This window comes from Ferrovum sp. (genome assembly GCF_027317285.1).
GTDB lineage: Bacteria > Pseudomonadota > Gammaproteobacteria > Burkholderiales > Ferrovaceae > Ferrovum.
In genome coordinates, this window is the sequence record NZ_DAHVHV010000010.1 from 1 (window position 1) to 15473 (window position 15473).

A 15473-nucleotide genomic window follows, 5' to 3' on the forward strand; every position below is an offset into this window, starting at 1 on the left:
ACCACGCGGTTGATTCCACGTACCTCATTGATGATTCTATTGGAAACTTTTCCCAGCAGAGCGTAAGGGAGTTCGGCCCAGTGGGCTGTCATGAAGTCGCTGGTGACCACGGCACGCAAAGCCACGACATGTTCATAGGTCCGTCCATCCCCCATGACTCCTACCGAACGCACGGGCAAGAACACCGCGAAAGCCTGGGAAACCTGGTCATACCACCCCGAAGAGCGCAATTCTTCGATAAAGATGGCATCGGCACGCTGCAGCAGATCAACAAAGTGAGGAGACACTTCGCCCAGTACGCGCACGCCCATACCCGGCCCCGGAAAGGGGTGACGATGAACCATTTCAGAAGGAAGCCCCAGTTCCACCCCCAGGGCGCGTACTTCATCCTTGAACAGATCGCGCAAGGGCTCAAGCAGTTTCAGATGAAGCGTATCGGGAAGCCCGCCCACATTATGGTGGGATTTGATATTCTGGGCTTTGCCGTTTTTGGAGCCGGCGGATTCGATGACGTCCGGATAGATGGTTCCTTGAGCCAACCACTTGGCCTGCGGCAAGCGTTCGGCTTCGCGCTGAAAAACCTCGACGAATTCACGACCAATGATTTTCCGTTTCTGTTCAGGGTCTGTGACGCCTGCCAGATGCCCCATAAAGGTTGCTCGGGCATCCACGTGAATCACCTTGAGACCAAGGTGCTGGGCGAAGGTGGCCATGACTTCCTCGGCTTCCCGGTAACGCAATAAGCCATGGTCCACAAAAACACAGGTCAACTGTGGACCAATCGCCTTGTGGATGAGAACCGCCGCTACTGAAGAATCCACGCCGCCGGAAAGTCCAAGAATGACTTCATCCGTGCCGACCTGGTCCCGGATTTCCTGCACCGCCTGAGTGATGAAATGGGGCATGGTCCAATCTGCAGAGAGGCCGCAGATATCCCTCACAAAACGGGTCAAAAGCGCTTTCCCCTGCGCTGTGTGGGTCACTTCCGGATGGAACTGAACCCCGTAGAAATGACGGGTTTCATCGGCCATGGCCGCAATCGGGGTCGCTGCATTCGCCGCACTGACAAAAAACCCTGGAGGCAGTGAAGTTACTTTATCGCCGTGACTCATCCATACCGACAGCAGGGATTCTCCGTGCGGACCTTCCTGATCAGACAACCCGGCAAACAGGGAAGAATCCCCCAATGTCTGGACGGTCGCATGCCCAAATTCGCGCACGACGGCATTTTCCACCTGACCGCCCAGTTGGGCAGCCATGGTCTGCATCCCATAACAAATTCCCAGAACAGGAACACCCAACTCAAACACGGACTGCGGAGCACGAGGGGCCTCATGCCCAGTCGTCACCGAAGACGGTCCTCCGGACAAGATCACGCCCTGCGGCGCAAATTCCCGCACGAATTGATCGGTAACATCCCAAGGATGTAATTCACAATAGACCCCAGCCTCCCGAACGCGCCGCGCAATCAACTGGACGTACTGGGCCCCGAAGTCAAGAATCAGAATTTTCTGGCGGGACATAACTCAATCTATATGGTAGTTGGGTGCTTCTTTGGTGATGTGCACGTCATGGACGTGAGACTCACGCATTCCGGCATAGGATATTTCCACAAACTCCGCACGCTGGTGGACTTCGTCGATGGTGTGACAGCCCAGATAGCCCATGCTGGCCCGAACTCCCCCCATCAACTGGTGAATCACCACCGAGACCGGCCCCTTGTAGGGCACGCGTCCTTCCACCCCTTCGGGAACCAGTTTGTCTGCATTGTTTTCCTCTTCCTGAAAGTAGCGGTCACTGGATCCCTGCTGCATCGCCCCCAGAGATCCCATCCCTCGATAGGATTTGTAGGAGCGTCCCTGGAACAATTCGGTTTCGCCGGGCGCCTCTTCAGTGCCCGCAAACAGCCCTCCAATCATCACGGTATTTGCTCCAGCGGCCAGGGCCTTGGCCACATCTCCAGAAAAGCGGATGCCGCCATCGGCAATGCAGGGAACCCCCGTTCCGTCCAGAGCCGTCGCCACGTTATGAACCGCCGTAATCTGGGGAACACCGACTCCTGCCACGATACGAGTGGTACAAATGGAACCCGGACCTATCCCCACCTTGACACCATCGGCACCATGATCCACCAGCGCACGGGCCGCTGCGGCCGTCGCCACATTCCCGCCAATCACTTCCATATGGGGATAATGCCGCTTGATCCAGCGTACCCGATCCAGCACTCCCTGGCTATGCCCGTGGGCCGTGTCCACAACCAGAACGTCGACTCCCGCCTCGATCAGAGCCGCAACCCGTTCTTCCGTACCTTCGCCCACGCCAACCGCAGCCCCAACTCTCAGGCGTCCCGCGGAGTCCTTGGCGGCCAGAGGGTGCTCGCTGGATTTGAGAATGTCTTTCACGGTAATCAAACCACGCAATTCGAACTGGTCATTGACGACCAACACACGTTCCAGTCGGTGCTGGTGCATCAATTTCATGGCCTCATCGCGAGTTGCTCCCTCGCGCACCGTCACCAAACGCTCCCGCGGCGTCATCACTGCGCTCACCGGCTGATCCAGGCGACCTTCGAACCGCAAGTCCCGATTGGTCACGATGCCCACCACCCGCCCGTCCTGTACCACGGGCAAACCCGAGATGCGATGCTGGCGCGTACGCTGAACCACCTCCCCGACTGGCATATCCGGTGTGATGGTGATCGGATCACGCACGACTCCGGATTCGAAACGTTTGACCTTGGCCACTTCAGCAGCCTGCTGCTCGATGGAAAGATTTTTGTGAAGGATCCCGATTCCCCCCTCCTGAGCCAGGGCAATGGCCAGACGCGCTTCAGTGACCGTATCCATGGCAGAGGACAGGAGCGGGATATTCAGGGAAATTCCACGGGTCAACTGCGTCGTTAGGGTGACTTCCCTCGGCAATACCTGTGAATGGGCCGGTACGAGTAAAACATCATCAAAAGTCAGTGCTTTTTCAACCACGCGCATGACCTGTCTCCCGTGCAAAAGCGCATTATACGCGAGTCCTCTATTCTTCTGCTTCTGGCATCCGCCCCTGCAGCAAAACCAGATTGTCCCGGTGAATCAGTTCGGGTTCATCCACATAACCCAGCACATTCTCGATGCTCTCGGTCGGATGCCCCAGAATGCCAGTGGTCTCCCGAGCAGAATAATTGACCAACCCCCGGGCGATTTCCCTCCCTTCCCCGTCCAGACAACGGACCAACTCTCCGCGTTCGAACTCTCCTTGCACGGCAGTTACCCCCACCGGCAGCAAACTTTTTTGTTCCCGGCAAAGAGCCCTGACCGCCCCGTCATCCAGCCTCAAACTGCCACGCACCGGCAAGGCGTCGCCCAACCATTGCTTGCGCGCCGTCAAGGCGGGAAGACTGGCCATCAATTGGGTACCGATGCGCTCTCCGTCTGCCAGACGATTCAGAACATTGGGTTCTCTTCCCCAAACGATGGCCGTGTGTGCGCCACTGCGCGCCGCCCGTTTGGCGGCCTGGACTTTCGTGAGCATTCCACCGCGCCCCAGGATCGAACCTGCACCACCCGCCATGGTTTCGAGGTTCGGATCGCCAGCCTTCGCCTCGCCAATCAGGGTTGCATTGGGATCCTTGCGCGGGTCCGCCGTAAAAAGTCCGGCTTGGTCTGTCAGGATCACCAATCCGTCGGCTTCGATCAACTGGGTCACCAGCGAACCCAAGGTGTCGTTATCCCCCACCTTGATTTCGTCCGTTGCCACAGTGTCGTTTTCATTAATGATGGGAACGATCCCCCAGCCCAACAAAGTTGACAAGGTGGATCGGGCGTTCAGGTACCGTTCACGCGAAGCCAGATCCGCACGCGTCAATAAAATCTGGGCCGTACCAACGCCATAGGAACGAAAACAGGTTTCCCATCCCTGGATCAAACCCATCTGTCCCACGGCTGCGGCCGCTTGCAATTCGTGTAACGCCTTGGGCCGGTTATTCAAACCCAGACGACGCATCCCTTCAGCCACAGCCCCGGAGGAAACCAGCACCACAGATTTCCCTTTCCTGCGCAGGAACTGGATTTGCTCCGCCCAACCCTGCATGGCCGCATGATCCAGACCTCGCCCCTCATTGGTCAACAGACTGCTGCCAATCTTGATGACCAGACGCTGTGCTGTACGCACAAAGGAAGTCATTCCTCGCTCTCTGAGGCATCAGATGGGCGCCGATCCAGACCCGACTCAGCACCCAGGTCAGACGGGGGGCTTGTCGACTCATCGCTCACCAGTTCTTCAGTCTCCGGATTCTGTGCCCTCATTTCCTGAAGATGCTCCATGATCGCAAAACACAGCTCCCGACATCCTTCTCCCGTCAATGCCGACAACTCAAAGAATCGTTGAGGCCCTAAAGACTGTTCAAAAAGCGTCCGGACTTCTGAGCGTGCCCCCTCGGAGAGCATATCCATTTTGTTGAGAAGGATCCAACGCGGCTTGGCATGAAGCGTCTCATCATACTTGAGCAATTCATTGCTCAAGGCTCGAGCCTGTCCCACCAGATCGATTTCTTCATCGAGCGGCGCACAATCCACCAGATGCAGCAACAAACGGGTGCGCGTCAGATGTCGCAAAAATTGATGTCCCAATCCCGCGCCTTCCGATGCGCCTTCAATCAAACCCGGAATATCCGCTATGACAAAACTACGTGCATCATCCACCCGGACCACGCCAAGGTGTGGTTGAAGCGTGGTAAAAGGGTAGTCGGCCACCTTGGGACGAGCCGCGGAAACCGAACGAATGAACGTCGATTTGCCCGCGTTGGGGTACCCCAGCAGACCGATGTCCGCCAGCACCTTGAGTTCGAGTTGTAACTCTTTTTCCTCCCCCGCTTCACCCTTGGTGAACTGACGGGGCGCACGATTGGTGCTGGACTTGAAGTGCAGATTACCAAGCCCGCCCTGTCCTCCCTGCGCCAGAACCACCTGCTGACCGTGCCGGGTCAAATCTGCCATGATCGCGCCTGATTCGGCTTCCCGAATCAGGGTTCCCACGGGCATGCGGAGCATCACATCCGGCGCGCCCCGCCCGTTGCAATCCGCACCCCGCCCGGGTTCACCATTTTTGGCCCGGTGGATGCGCGCAAAACGATAGTCCACAAGGGTATTGATATTGCGATCAGCGACCGCGATGATACTGCCCCCGCGCCCGCCATCCCCACCATCGGGACCGCCTCTGGGAACATACTTCTCGCGCCGAAAACTGGCGGAGCCGTCCCCACCCTTTCCGGCATGAATTTGAATCCGTGCTTCATCAATGAATTTCATATCAATAAAAAAGCCCTATCACAACGGATAGGGCTTTATTTTCCTGTAATCGCAACGCCCGATCAAGCAACGCTGGCCAAGGGTTCAATGATGACGATCTTGTCGTTGAGTGGGCCCTTGTTGCGGAATACGACATGCCCTTCCACCTTGGCGAAGAGGGTATGATCCTTTCCCATCCCAACATTGGATCCCGGATGAATACGTGTGCCCCGCTGCCGCACGATGATGCTCCCCGCGCTGACATGCTGCCCACCATAGGCCTTGACCCCCAACCGTTTCGATTCTGAGTCACGTCCATTGCGGGAACTCCCGCCTGCCTTTTTATGTGCCATGTTTTAACCTCAAACTGCCGTCGTGATGGAACCGATTTGCAGTTCCGTGTAATTCTGCCGATGTCCTTGGTGTTTCTGGTAGTGTTTACGGCGACGCATCTTGAAGATACGCACCTTGTCGTGACGACCGTGACTGACCACTGTTGCCGCGACCTTCGCCCCTTCTACCAAAGGGCGTCCGACATGCAAGGTCTCTCCATCTGCAATCATCAATACCTGATCGAGGCCTATCTCAGAACCAACTTCTGCCTCGATCCGCTCTACTTTCAACTTCTCTCCGGACTGAACGCGATATTGCTTACCGCCCGTCTTGATGACCGCATACATGGGATTCACCTTGATAAATTCACAGAACATGGAATTCTAACCTCATACACCCACCCTGTCAAGCAATCGCATTGAACCCCAAACTGGCGCCATTATTCCGCAAATTGTTTGACAATGAGGTAAGAAATCCATTGAGGGTCGCTTGACCCTGTGTCGCCCCGTAAGCAGACAAGAGATTGTGAAACTCCTGTTGCAATGCCCCATGAGAGGAAACACCCGCCTCACCCGCTAGCCCCCCTGTCGCAGCCGGCCTCGGCACGGACGATGGATTCACGGAGGAAAGCGTCTGGATCAAACCACTCAAGCGGTTTTCCAGAGAACCCGGCGCGGAGAGGTATCCGGTCGACGCCGCCGGCCCCGCGGATTGTGCAGAATTTGTCGAAACCGCGTTATTTGCCCCATACAGGGAGGAAAAAAGCGCCTGAACGAAGGCATTCAACGCCTGCTCAGGGGACTTCCCCGATGAATGAGAATTTGTAACACTCGTTGCAGGAGGCGAGGACACGGCAGAGCCTGTCGATCTCGAAGAGCCCGTGCCAATGGCCTGACGCAGGGACTGCACCACGGAGGGCATAAGCGTCCCTCCCGCAAACCCTGAGACCGCAACGGCCGTTTGCCCCTCCCCATGACCGCCTCCATGCCTTCTGGACACGGCGGAAGTCAGGACGTTACCTGCGGCAAGCGTTGCCCCGATCCCCCCCATACCACTCAATATCGACATATCAGCCCCCGGCCTCAGAACTCTCCCCAAAGGGCATGCTAATACCGCCCACCGGATTTCCATCGCCCAAACACCGAAAGATTTTCCGCGCTATTTGTTCCAATGGCGGCATCCTACCCGCAGCCGGAACCGCCCCCCCACCCCCCGGAAAATGGAGGCGAGAGGCCAGCCAGACTCACCCTGTCACCCTACTTGACGAGCGCCAACTCCTTGGCGAAGCGATCCTTCCCAACCGCCATCTTGGCGGACTCTTCCGCCGCTTTTTGCTTGGCGGCCTCGAGATTGACCGGTTTTCCGGCCTGGATCACAGCGACCATACCCAGGGTCTTATGGACAAAACACTCCACCAGATAAACCCCCTCCTTGTCCAGTTTGACAGTGATTTCCGAATCGGGCTGCGCTTTCCAGGGCTTTGCCCCTTCCGGCTCGAAGATGGAATAACTGGTATGACCCGCTTTCTGCATGGGTTTGAAGGTAACGGTATCCCCCACCGCGACCTTGATGAATGAAGGCTCAAAGACCAGCGTCTGTCCGTCGCTCCCCTGCGTCATCATCTTGACCTCATGGTCCGCAGACCATGCATTCATACCGATACAGGTCAACCACACTGTCAGCGCAATGGTTATTTTTTTCATGGCGGTCTCCTCAGATTTATTATGAACGAATCTGTTGTCGACCGATGGGCTGCGTGTCCGTCGACAACCCGCGAGGAATGACTCCTCGAACTTTAGAATACGAAAATCACTCGAAGGTTCGTTCCCTACCAAAAAATATGACGATTTTTTCACCGGACGGAAGGACGCCTATGGAATAATTCCGTTTCCACCGCTTCACCAGCCAGAAAGGACCCAGTATTTTATGCTTGAAACCATCATAGGCCTGCTTTTTCTGGGATCCATTGTTTTTGTAGCCACCACCGGAGAAAGCAGCACCGATAAAAAAGAGGACGAAAAAGAAGACAAAAAATATGAAAATAAAGAAAATCCCGATGAAACAGTAAAATACGACTATCATCCTGAAAAAGGTCAGGGAACTACCGAGCCTACGCCGCCGCCCTGAACTTTGAGCCATTGACCCAGTCACAGGGCTTTTGGCTCGAGCACAGCGCTCGAGCGACCATGGCGATCGAACGGCAATAACGGCAGAAGAGAAGCACAGATCAAACCTCGGTCAACCGCAAAATGGAGATCAAGATGAAAAAAGATGAGATAAGAGCGTTGCTGATGGAAGACATCAAAAATTTTCGGCTGAAAGCAGAGTTCTATGAGTCGATCCGTTTGTCCGAAGCAGCGGACTATGCCAAAGACCTGGCCTCAAATATCGAGTTGGCACTCACAACGATGCCCTCGGACAGCGATTCCGAAATCTACTGAAACTCCGAGACACGTTCGCTCACCCATGAACATCTCCCACGCCGAGGGGGAACGGCTTTAACGATGGTTTCCGGGAAATTCGGACTGCTGGTGACATCGGTATAATGAGAGGGGCCGAAGGTGGTCATCAATCAACGCGGGAGGAGACAAAGATGGGTATCACCTACGCAGATTTAAGACTGGCCAACGATGCACGGGATGATCTGGAAGAGTTGAATGCCTGCGCCGTGGTGGATACGGGCGCAATGCACTTGTGTATTCCTGAGCACATCGCCCTGCAATTACAACTCAAGACCAGATCAAAACGAGAAGTACAAACAGCCGATGGCAAGTCGCACCTAGTGGACTATGTCTCACCTGTGCGGATTTCCATGCTTAACCGAGAATGCGTAACCGGTGCACTGGTCATCGGTAATCAAGTGTTGCTCGGTGCCATTCCGATGGAAGACATGGATTTGATCATTGAACCGGCAAAACTACGCGTCAGCGTCAACCCGCTGAGCCCAAATATTCCCGCATCCATGGCCAAAGGAGTCATAAAGTAATTGCGGAAATCCTATTTCCTGGAAATTGCTATAACTATTTGATTCATTGGTAGGTCGTACGGGATTCGAACCTTCGACCAACAGATTAAAAGTAAGCATGCAATCTATTCACACATTGATAATCAATAAGTTATAACTTGCACCACGCGCAAGAATCGCGTCAAATGACCCTGTTTGGTCAAAAATTCCCCCTTCGGGATTTCCGAATTTTTCCCGCCCACGGATTCATGCCGGGGAGGATGTCAACTCATTGAGTAGGTCGGGGTGACGATCAAGCAACTTGAACAACTTGACCAAGGCCAACGGGGGCTTGGTGGTGGAATGCGGGTGGAGGAGTGGCAGACCTGAAGCCATTGGACGGAAGCGCGGTGTCTGGCGATACGGACCGGTGCGTGCCGTAGTGATGGACACCGAAGGCACGGTTTAGGCGTTGGTGGGGTTCGTCATTCTGGGTCGTCCTCTGTGAATGCGCTGCTGCCCGTCAATTCTCGCTCAATCTGTTCGATGCTGGGCAGGCTGGTTTGTAGTTCGGCAGGCAGGGACTCGAGCAGTTTATATTCGGCAATCCCCATGGGCTGGGTCTTATCGCCCAAGGCATATTCGGCCACGATCTTGTTTTTGCTCTTGCAGAGCAAAAGCCCAATGGTTGGGTTGTCCAGTTCGCCTTTGACCTGACGATCCATGGCAGTCAGATAAAATCCAAGTTGCCCCAAATGTTCGGGCTTGAATTTTCCACCCTTGAGCTCAATCACTACATAGCAGCGCAACTTGAGGTGATAGAACAGCAGATCAATGAAAAACTCGTCACCGCCGACATCCAGCAGCACCTGTCGCCCGACAAATGCAAAGCCCGCGCCCAACTCCAGCAGAAATTCGGTAACATGCTTCACCAAGGCATTTTCGATCTCGCGCTCCTGCGCCTCGTTGGTCAGACCCAGAAAGTCGAAGCGATACGGGTCTTTCACCGACTCTCGGGCTAGGTCAGATTGCGGTTTTGGCAAACTGGCTGAGAAGTTGGTGACCGCCGTGCCGCTACGCTCCAGCAGGCCAGTTTCGATCTGCATCACCAGAATATTGCGCGACCAGTTGTACTTGATGGCTTGGGTGGCATACCAGTGGCGGTTCGCGGGGCTATCAAGTTTGTCCAGCAGTGCCAACTGGTGATACCAGGGCAATTGTGCAAGCACCTCTTGCACAAACTTCACATCCGGCCACGCTTGGGAAAAAGCACGCATGTACTTAAGGTTGCGCGGCGAAAACCCCTTCATCTCAGGAAAAGCGGTGCACAAATCATGCGCCAGACGCTCGATCACCTTTGACCCCCATCCCTGTGCAGCCTGCCGCGCCAGAATATCGTAGCCGATGTGCCAGTACAACAGTACCAGTTCGCGGTTGACCGCCAGCGTGGCGCGCTGCTGCGCGGTGTGAATACGGTCCTTGAGATCGGACAGCCAGTCGGCATAGCCCTCGGGGGGTGGGGTCAGGCTGATGGGGTTATCGCTCATATTTTCTTTCCTCTTGTTACTCTCAAAGCGGGCTTGGTTTTGGCCACTTCCACCGCCATCGTTGTGTAACGTTAAGTTCCGGATTGAAACTTTTCCACGTCGGATTGGCGTGAGCCATATGGCCTTGCAAGGTACCGAAGGGAGTTGGTTCAGGCGTGAGATGGAAGGGAATGTGATTGGCCTCCATCCCGGAAGCCGAGAGCGTCACCAGAGTTCCCAAGGAGTAGGTACAGATCAGTTGATGCAAAACTTCGACGCGGGATTCTTCGAATTGGGGGGGGATATACACGATATTTCCTCGCTGGGTTCAACCGCGACTATAACCCCAACTCGCTCAATCCAGGGTGATCCTCAGGGCGACGCCCCAAAGGCCAGAAGAATTTCCCGTCATTGGCCTGGATGGGCAGATCGTTAATGCTGGCCAAGCGGCGCACCATGAACCCTTGCTCATTGAATTCCCAGTTTTCGTTGCCATAGGAACGGAACCAATGACCCGAGTCATCGTGCCACTCGTAAGCAAAACGCACGGCCAGACGATTCCCGGAAAAGGCCCATAGGTCCCGAAAAATGACTACACCGAGAAGGTGAATGAACTTGAGAAGGAAGTAATTTTCCAAGGGCTATGCGCCACAAGAGTTTTTATTGTCCGACACGGTCAGGACAACAACGGACAATATAGAAAAAATAATCTCGGCAGCGAGTAGCAGAACCATCATTAAAGTTGGCTTTCCATCCATGAACAGGAGAGAAGGAAGGTGAAAATTTCATTGCCACACCCCCATGTGATTAGCGTTCACTTTACATTTACCCATTAAATATGTCAACATTGTTCACATGGAAAAAAGAAACCAGTATCACCACGGAAACCTGGAGCAGGCCCTGATCGAGGCAGCAGTTTCGCTCATCGCCCAGCATGGCGTAGCGGGATTCAGCCTGCGGGAAGCAGCGGCCCATGTCGGGGTGTCGCCCAGCGCCGCTTATCGTCATTTCTCCAGCAAGGAAGATCTACTGAACGCAGTAGCCCTGGACGGATTTCAGCGTCTCGCCCTGCAGATGGAACACGCCATGGCAGAAGCCCGCACGCTCAATCCAGAATGCCCTGCCCTTGCGGCATTCCAGGCATTGGGTCTGGCTTATGTCACTTTTGCAGTGAACAACCCCCCGCATTTCCAGGTGATGTTCGGCATACCGTTTCAGGAAAAACCCGAAACAGACAGAACATCCCCCTACCAACTGCTTCAGACAGCACTTGACGATCTTGTGGGTGAGAAAGTACTGGCGGTTGAAAACAGATCGGGGGCCGAACTTTATGCCTGGTCAGTAGTTCACGGACTGGCGGGGCTGTTGATTGGTGGCGCGATTCGAACAATTGACGGTGACATAACCGGCATCTTCAACAGCCTCGTCCCCCGGATTCTGGCGGGACTTGGTTCGGCAGGAAAAAATATCCTGCGGGGTTCAGTCCCTCCCTTTATCGTGGATACCCCTTTGGCAATGAAATTCACGACGCCGAGTTAGAGACAGGGCTTGGAATTATGACGAAAATTTCTTCCAATCACAAAGCAGGCCACAATGAAACCACACGCCATACTCTCTGATGTACCCCCCGGAAGTTCCATCAACGCACAACTGTCCGGCGCGTATTTTCATGACTCCTACATTATTTCTGTTCCAGACACTACACGCACAGCGCTGGGCTATTTCCTCACTGCCTTGGCAAATACTCCGCCCTGGATTCATTCACTCATGGCTTTGCGGAATAAGATTGTTCAGTTTGTCGGCTTAAAAGACCTTGGAGCGCTTGGGAATTTGAGCCCATCAAAGCCTGCGTCAACCTACGCACCTGGAGATCGAGTGGGGATCTTCACACTCTTTTCCAATTCGCCCAATGAGGCACTCCTGGGAGATCGCGACAAGCATCTGAATGTCGTCCTCTCCGTATACAAACATCCTCTTGACCAAGCAGGCATTCAGTCCGTCTCGGTGACCACGGTGGTCCACATTCACAACCTGCTGGGGCGAATTTATATGCTACCGGTGATGCCGTTGCATCGACTTATTGCTCCAGCAGTTCTCTCTCGGATCATCGCCGAGAAAATTGTGGCCTAACAGCACCCAATGTCAGACATACACAATAATTTTTCCATAAATTATGGAGGGGTATCATGACTAAAATACTGGCTGGTGGTTGCCTCTGCGGGAATGTTCGCTATGAATCTACCGGAGAGGCAGTTTTCTCGGGCAATTGTCATTGTCGTGATTGCCAGAGAACTTCGGGTGGCGCTTTTACACCGGCTCTGTTTGTCCCAGAGAAAACGGTAAAGATCCGCGGCACGGTAAAATACTACGAATCAACTGCGGACAGCGGAAATAAAATAAGTCGAGGATTTTGCCCCAATTGTGGTTCCCAACTATTTGCCAAATTAGGGAAACTTCCAAATCTGTTGGGACTTCGTGCAGGAACCCTTGACGATCCCTCGATGTTTAAGCCCATGCTCGACATTTATACTTCAAGTGCAGCGCATTGGGATTTCATGAACCCCGATCTGCCAAAATTTCCCAAGGCATTTCAGGCACCTCAGTAACACCTGGAAATCCCGCCAAAGTCCAGAAACCCACTGTTTTCCGGATACATTTAAGACATTTATTGTGATTGCCAAAAATGGAACCAAGAAACTGCGCGCTGTTGCGCCGTTCCGCTTGAGAGCAGAATTAACCGGGGTGCGGACGCTCTGCATACTGTGTATGTCCATCAAGAATTTCATACCATTCGGCCTTCGAGCCAACAAAGATATGCGCGGAGATTCCCGTATCCAGTGGAGTATCAAGCGTGCCTATGCGCAGCCGTACTGTCTCTGGCATATTGTCCCGTTTGCTGACAATAGGGGAACCACAGGTGCCACAAAATATTCGATGTACACCCGCATCTGTGGAGTAACTGCGCAGAAATTCCTGTCCTTTGATGATTCGGAAGTCGGAAGCGGCGACTGGAGATACGGCGGAAAACGCCGAGCCATTCGCTTTCCGACAACGAGAGCAGTGACAAAGCAAAATACGGTCAAGTGGGCCGGTAATCTCGTACTCTACTGCGCCGCAAAGACAACTACCTTTGTGCATATATTTCCCCATGGATCAGTTATCCAACAGACAAATCAGCCGGAACTCACATGGTATCAAATCCATACATCAGAGAGTGCCGATCGCTCCCAAAAAAGCGGTCAAGGCTGACCAAATGAGCAAGAAGTTACGAGAAATGCAGGCCAAGAAGGCCGAACTGGTCAAATTTGTGGGCACGGAAGCACGGAAGCATGGGTGATCGTGACCCTGCGGAACGGGAAAATGGTCATTTTGTTCTCACAGACACCAAGAATGGCGATCAAAGGAGGATTCCAATTCACCCCAGGATAGTTAGTGCAAAGGTTGGCTTATCCTATGGTCGAATTGAAAAGAATTTCAGAGAAGCAAGAAGACTGGCCGGCATGGAATGGTTAAGGTTCCATGACCTGAGACATTCGGCGGCAAGCGCCATGATCAATCAGGGAGTGGATCTGTACACCGTGGGGGCAGTACTGGGGCATCGGTCTGCAACCAGTACCAAACGGTACAGCCATCTGGCGACAGGGAAACTTGCGGAAGCCGTATTCAGGATTGGGAAGAAGGTGGCGTGAAACGGTCAAAAATTTCCCGCCAATAATTTTTATAGGGCCAATAAAACATTGTAACCATTTGATTCATTGGTAGGTCGTGCGGGATTCGAACCTGCGACCAACGGATTAAAAGTCCGCTGCTCTACCAACTGAGCTAACGACCCAAACCAAACAGCGTAGCCCGGCATTATCACCTAAAAAACCAATGACGTCAATGCTGACGCAGGCGGACCTTGGCCTTCTGAGCGGCAGAACTGTCCGGATACTTGGCGATGATCATCTTCCAGGTGGCTTTTGCCGTGGCAGGCTCCCCTAACCCCAACCATGCCGCCGCAAGATTCAGCAACCCATCCGGGGTTTTGGGTGAGTCCGGGAACGACTTGTAAAGATGTTGATTCGTCGCGCGCGCCCCTTTGTAATCCTTGAGCAGTAACTGATTCATCCCGATCCAATAGAGTGCATTGGGCACTTTTTCGTCATTGGGATTGGACTTGACAAAAGCCTCGAACAACTTCCGGGATTTGGCATAATTTCCCGCATTGAATACGGATAGGGCCGCATCATAGTCTGCAGAGGGCGCTCTGGCATCGGAAGAAGCACCTTCCGGGTTCCCCCCTTTTTCCTGTCCTCCGGATTTTGGCCCATTGTCCGCCACAGTCGCAGCATTCTTCCCGCTTTCTGCCGCGCCTGCAGAGGTGGCGCCCTCTTTTCCGCCTGCCACGCCCGGAGCCCCGGGAACCGCCCCCTCCGCTCCCTCAGGTTTGGGCAAAGCCGATTCCACGACCTTGAGACGAGAATCCAGATCCATGTACAGATCATGAAAACGCTTGTCTTCCACGTCCAGTTGGTTGGTCAGGTTGTCGATACGTCCCCGCAACTGGGCCAGATCCTGACTCATGCTTTCCAGACGCATGACCAGATCCGGATAACCCTGAAGCGCAGTTTCCATGCGCGTGATCCGCTCATCCATCGTCTGCTGCTGGCGACTCAGGACGGACTGCTGGCTCTTGAGATCGGCCACGCCCTGCCGGGCTTCTTCATCGGACAAAAGACTTGCATGAACCTGGCCAGCCCAGAGTAAACCTGATACCAGAAGAAAATATGTCGATTTGAAGGTGGTTTTCATGGTCACCAAAAAAGGAAAACCCGACGAGGGAAACGCACTCGCCGGGTAAGAGTCATGGATAAAAATTACTCGCCTTGGTAGACGATATCAGTACGGCGATTCTCTGCCCAGGCAGCGGCATTATGCCCGGGATTGACAGGCTTCTCCTTGCCGAAACTGACTGTTTCGATCTGGCTGTCCTTCACGCCCTTGGCAATCAGGATCTTACGTACGCTATCGGCACGACGCTGTCCCAGGCCCAGATTGTACTCACGGCTGCCACGCTCGTCACAGTTCCCTTGCAGGGTGACCTTGGCGGCCCCATGGGACAAAAGGAAATCGCCGTGGGCATCGACCACAGGCATGTACTCATCCGTAACCGTGTACTTGTCGAAGGCATAATGAATGGTCCGTTGACCCAACGCCCCACCCACCCCCTTGGCAGGATACAAGGAAACCGTGACCGGTTCCTTGACCATGGGTTGTGCAGGAGCCACTGCCGCGGGCGCAGCGGTCTTCTGTGCTACGGGCGCGCTGGTTTCCTCGGTCGGGGTGGAACTACAGGCAGCCAGGACACTGGTAACAGCCAATGCGAGAAGAGCTTTTTTCATGATTATCCTT

20 protein-coding genes, 1 tRNA gene and 1 pseudogene are annotated in these 15473 nt (G+C 54.2%); 7 read left to right on the forward strand and 15 right to left on the reverse strand.

Annotation, left to right across the window (positions count from 1 at the left end; genetic code table 11):
- The 7 genes from guaA to M6F29_RS03930 all read right to left on the reverse strand — a co-directional run.
- A partial coding sequence (guaA, locus tag M6F29_RS03900; protein WP_298157626.1) for a glutamine-hydrolyzing GMP synthase occupies positions 1-1523 on the reverse strand: 1523 nt, incomplete at its 3' end.
- Positions 1524-1526: 3 nt separating this feature from the next.
- Positions 1527-2987: an IMP dehydrogenase gene (gene guaB, locus M6F29_RS03905; RefSeq protein ID WP_297498417.1), complete on the reverse strand. Its 1461-nt coding sequence runs from the start codon at positions 2985-2987 to the stop codon at positions 1527-1529.
- 40 nt (positions 2988-3027) lie between these two features.
- Entirely contained in the window at positions 3028-4173 is a 1146-nt protein-coding gene (proB, locus tag M6F29_RS03910) for a glutamate 5-kinase (RefSeq protein WP_298157627.1), read from the reverse strand.
- Complete coding sequence (gene cgtA, locus M6F29_RS03915; RefSeq protein ID WP_298157628.1) at positions 4170-5297, reverse strand: Obg family GTPase CgtA; 1128 nt, start codon at positions 5295-5297, stop codon at positions 4170-4172. The genes proB and cgtA overlap by 4 nt, the downstream gene beginning before the upstream one ends.
- A 62-nt stretch (positions 5298-5359) precedes the next feature.
- Positions 5360-5629: a 50S ribosomal protein L27 gene (rpmA, locus tag M6F29_RS03920; protein ID WP_297453955.1), complete on the reverse strand. Its 270-nt coding sequence runs from the start codon at positions 5627-5629 to the stop codon at positions 5360-5362.
- 9 nt (positions 5630-5638) lie between these two features.
- Positions 5639-5956 carry a 50S ribosomal protein L21 gene (rplU, locus tag M6F29_RS03925; protein WP_297453957.1) on the reverse strand — a complete coding sequence of 106 codons (318 nt, stop codon included), beginning with the start codon at positions 5954-5956 and terminating at the stop codon, positions 5639-5641.
- Positions 5957-6865: 909 nt separating this feature from the next.
- On the reverse strand, positions 6866-7312 hold the full coding sequence (locus M6F29_RS03930; protein WP_298157629.1) for a plastocyanin/azurin family copper-binding protein: 447 nt from the start codon (positions 7310-7312) through the stop codon (positions 6866-6868).
- A 223-nt stretch (positions 7313-7535) separates the two neighbouring features.
- Between M6F29_RS03930 and M6F29_RS03935 the strand changes: the two genes are divergently transcribed.
- From M6F29_RS03935 to M6F29_RS03945, 3 genes are all read left to right on the forward strand, one after another.
- The gene (locus M6F29_RS03935; RefSeq protein WP_297453965.1) at positions 7536-7736 is read left to right on the forward strand and encodes a hypothetical protein; all 201 of its coding nucleotides are present in this window, start codon (positions 7536-7538) and stop codon (positions 7734-7736) included.
- A 134-nt stretch (positions 7737-7870) separates the two neighbouring features.
- The gene (locus tag M6F29_RS03940) at positions 7871-8050 is read left to right on the forward strand and encodes a hypothetical protein (protein ID WP_297485032.1); all 180 of its coding nucleotides are present in this window, start codon (positions 7871-7873) and stop codon (positions 8048-8050) included.
- 152 nt (positions 8051-8202) lie between these two features.
- The gene (locus M6F29_RS03945; protein ID WP_298157630.1) at positions 8203-8595 is read left to right on the forward strand and encodes a clan AA aspartic protease; all 393 of its coding nucleotides are present in this window, start codon (positions 8203-8205) and stop codon (positions 8593-8595) included.
- A gap of 225 nt (positions 8596-8820) precedes the next feature.
- Here the strand turns inward: M6F29_RS03945 and M6F29_RS12230 are convergent.
- The 4 genes and pseudogenes from M6F29_RS12230 to M6F29_RS03955 all read right to left on the reverse strand — a co-directional run.
- Positions 8821-8913: pseudogene (locus tag M6F29_RS12230) on the reverse strand (type II toxin-antitoxin system MqsA family antitoxin); the annotation flags it as partial.
- Positions 8914-9038: 125 nt separating this feature from the next.
- Positions 9039-10100: a PDDEXK nuclease domain-containing protein gene (locus M6F29_RS03950; protein WP_298157631.1), complete on the reverse strand. Its 1062-nt coding sequence runs from the start codon at positions 10098-10100 to the stop codon at positions 9039-9041.
- 22 nt (positions 10101-10122) lie between these two features.
- Positions 10123-10389: an FMN-binding negative transcriptional regulator gene (locus M6F29_RS12235; RefSeq protein ID WP_366525935.1), complete on the reverse strand. Its 267-nt coding sequence runs from the start codon at positions 10387-10389 to the stop codon at positions 10123-10125.
- 28 nt (positions 10390-10417) lie between these two features.
- Complete coding sequence (locus M6F29_RS03955) at positions 10418-10717, reverse strand: DUF1348 family protein (protein WP_298157632.1); 300 nt, start codon at positions 10715-10717, stop codon at positions 10418-10420.
- Between the two features lie 217 nt (positions 10718-10934).
- Here M6F29_RS03955 and M6F29_RS03960 point away from each other — a divergent pair, with 217 nt between their 5' ends.
- From M6F29_RS03960 to M6F29_RS03970, 3 genes are read left to right on the forward strand one after another with little or no spacing between them, the layout of a single operon-like run.
- Positions 10935-11618 carry a TetR/AcrR family transcriptional regulator gene (locus M6F29_RS03960; RefSeq protein WP_298157633.1) on the forward strand — a complete coding sequence of 228 codons (684 nt, stop codon included), beginning with the start codon at positions 10935-10937 and terminating at the stop codon, positions 11616-11618.
- Positions 11619-11672: 54 nt separating this feature from the next.
- Positions 11673-12209, forward strand: a complete 537-nt coding sequence (locus tag M6F29_RS03965) for a DUF2867 domain-containing protein (RefSeq protein WP_298157634.1) — start codon at positions 11673-11675, stop codon at positions 12207-12209.
- A 56-nt stretch (positions 12210-12265) separates the two neighbouring features.
- On the forward strand, positions 12266-12685 hold the full coding sequence (locus tag M6F29_RS03970) for a GFA family protein (RefSeq protein WP_298157635.1): 420 nt from the start codon (positions 12266-12268) through the stop codon (positions 12683-12685).
- A 127-nt stretch (positions 12686-12812) separates the two neighbouring features.
- Here the strand turns inward: M6F29_RS03970 and M6F29_RS12240 are convergent, their stop codons facing one another.
- Positions 12813-13217 carry a GFA family protein gene (locus tag M6F29_RS12240; RefSeq protein WP_366525936.1) on the reverse strand — a complete coding sequence of 135 codons (405 nt, stop codon included), beginning with the start codon at positions 13215-13217 and terminating at the stop codon, positions 12813-12815.
- A gap of 191 nt (positions 13218-13408) precedes the next feature.
- On the opposite strand from M6F29_RS12240, the gene M6F29_RS03980 reads away from it, so the two are divergent.
- A complete protein-coding gene (locus M6F29_RS03980) occupies positions 13409-13768 on the forward strand; it encodes a tyrosine-type recombinase/integrase (protein ID WP_298157637.1) in 360 nt (119 codons plus the stop codon).
- 67 nt (positions 13769-13835) lie between these two features.
- Here M6F29_RS03980 and M6F29_RS03985 read toward each other — a convergent pair.
- The 3 genes from M6F29_RS03985 to pal form a co-directional block, all read right to left on the reverse strand.
- A tRNA-Lys gene (locus M6F29_RS03985) sits at positions 13836-13911 on the reverse strand.
- Positions 13912-13958: 47 nt separating this feature from the next.
- Complete coding sequence (ybgF, locus tag M6F29_RS03990) at positions 13959-14795, reverse strand: tol-pal system protein YbgF (RefSeq protein WP_298157638.1); 837 nt, start codon at positions 14793-14795, stop codon at positions 13959-13961.
- Between the two features lie 143 nt (positions 14796-14938).
- Positions 14939-15463 carry a peptidoglycan-associated lipoprotein Pal gene (gene pal / locus M6F29_RS03995; RefSeq protein WP_297454983.1) on the reverse strand — a complete coding sequence of 175 codons (525 nt, stop codon included), beginning with the start codon at positions 15461-15463 and terminating at the stop codon, positions 14939-14941.
- Positions 15464-15473 lie beyond the last annotated feature (10 nt).

Bases quoted from the DNA above. Each gene is read 5' to 3' on its own strand.
- guaB (WP_297498417.1), bottom strand. From the start codon at position 2,987: ATGCGCGTGGTTGAAAAAGCACTGACTTTTGATGATGTTTTACTCGTA.
- proB (WP_298157627.1), bottom strand. From the start codon at position 4,173: ATGACTTCCTTTGTGCGTACAGCACAGCGTCTGGTCATCAAGATTGGC.
- cgtA (WP_298157628.1), bottom strand. From the start codon at position 5,297: ATGAAATTCATTGATGAAGCACGGATTCAAATTCATGCCGGAAAGGGT.
- rpmA (WP_297453955.1), bottom strand. From the start codon at position 5,629: ATGGCACATAAAAAGGCAGGCGGGAGTTCCCGCAATGGACGTGACTCA.
- rplU (WP_297453957.1), bottom strand. From the start codon at position 5,956: ATGTATGCGGTCATCAAGACGGGCGGTAAGCAATATCGCGTTCAGTCC.
- M6F29_RS03930 (WP_298157629.1), bottom strand. From the start codon at position 7,312: ATGAAAAAAATAACCATTGCGCTGACAGTGTGGTTGACCTGTATCGGT.
- M6F29_RS03935 (WP_297453965.1), top strand. From the start codon at position 7,536: ATGCTTGAAACCATCATAGGCCTGCTTTTTCTGGGATCCATTGTTTTT.
- M6F29_RS03940 (WP_297485032.1), top strand. From the start codon at position 7,871: ATGAAAAAAGATGAGATAAGAGCGTTGCTGATGGAAGACATCAAAAAT.
- M6F29_RS03945 (WP_298157630.1), top strand. From the start codon at position 8,203: ATGGGTATCACCTACGCAGATTTAAGACTGGCCAACGATGCACGGGAT.
- M6F29_RS03950 (WP_298157631.1), bottom strand. From the start codon at position 10,100: ATGAGCGATAACCCCATCAGCCTGACCCCACCCCCCGAGGGCTATGCC.
- M6F29_RS03960 (WP_298157633.1), top strand. From the start codon at position 10,935: ATGGAAAAAAGAAACCAGTATCACCACGGAAACCTGGAGCAGGCCCTG.
- M6F29_RS03965 (WP_298157634.1), top strand. From the start codon at position 11,673: ATGAAACCACACGCCATACTCTCTGATGTACCCCCCGGAAGTTCCATC.
- M6F29_RS03970 (WP_298157635.1), top strand. From the start codon at position 12,266: ATGACTAAAATACTGGCTGGTGGTTGCCTCTGCGGGAATGTTCGCTAT.
- M6F29_RS12240 (WP_366525936.1), bottom strand. From the start codon at position 13,217: ATGCACAAAGGTAGTTGTCTTTGCGGCGCAGTAGAGTACGAGATTACC.
- M6F29_RS03980 (WP_298157637.1), top strand. From the start codon at position 13,409: ATGGGTGATCGTGACCCTGCGGAACGGGAAAATGGTCATTTTGTTCTC.
- pal (WP_297454983.1), bottom strand. From the start codon at position 15,463: ATGAAAAAAGCTCTTCTCGCATTGGCTGTTACCAGTGTCCTGGCTGCC.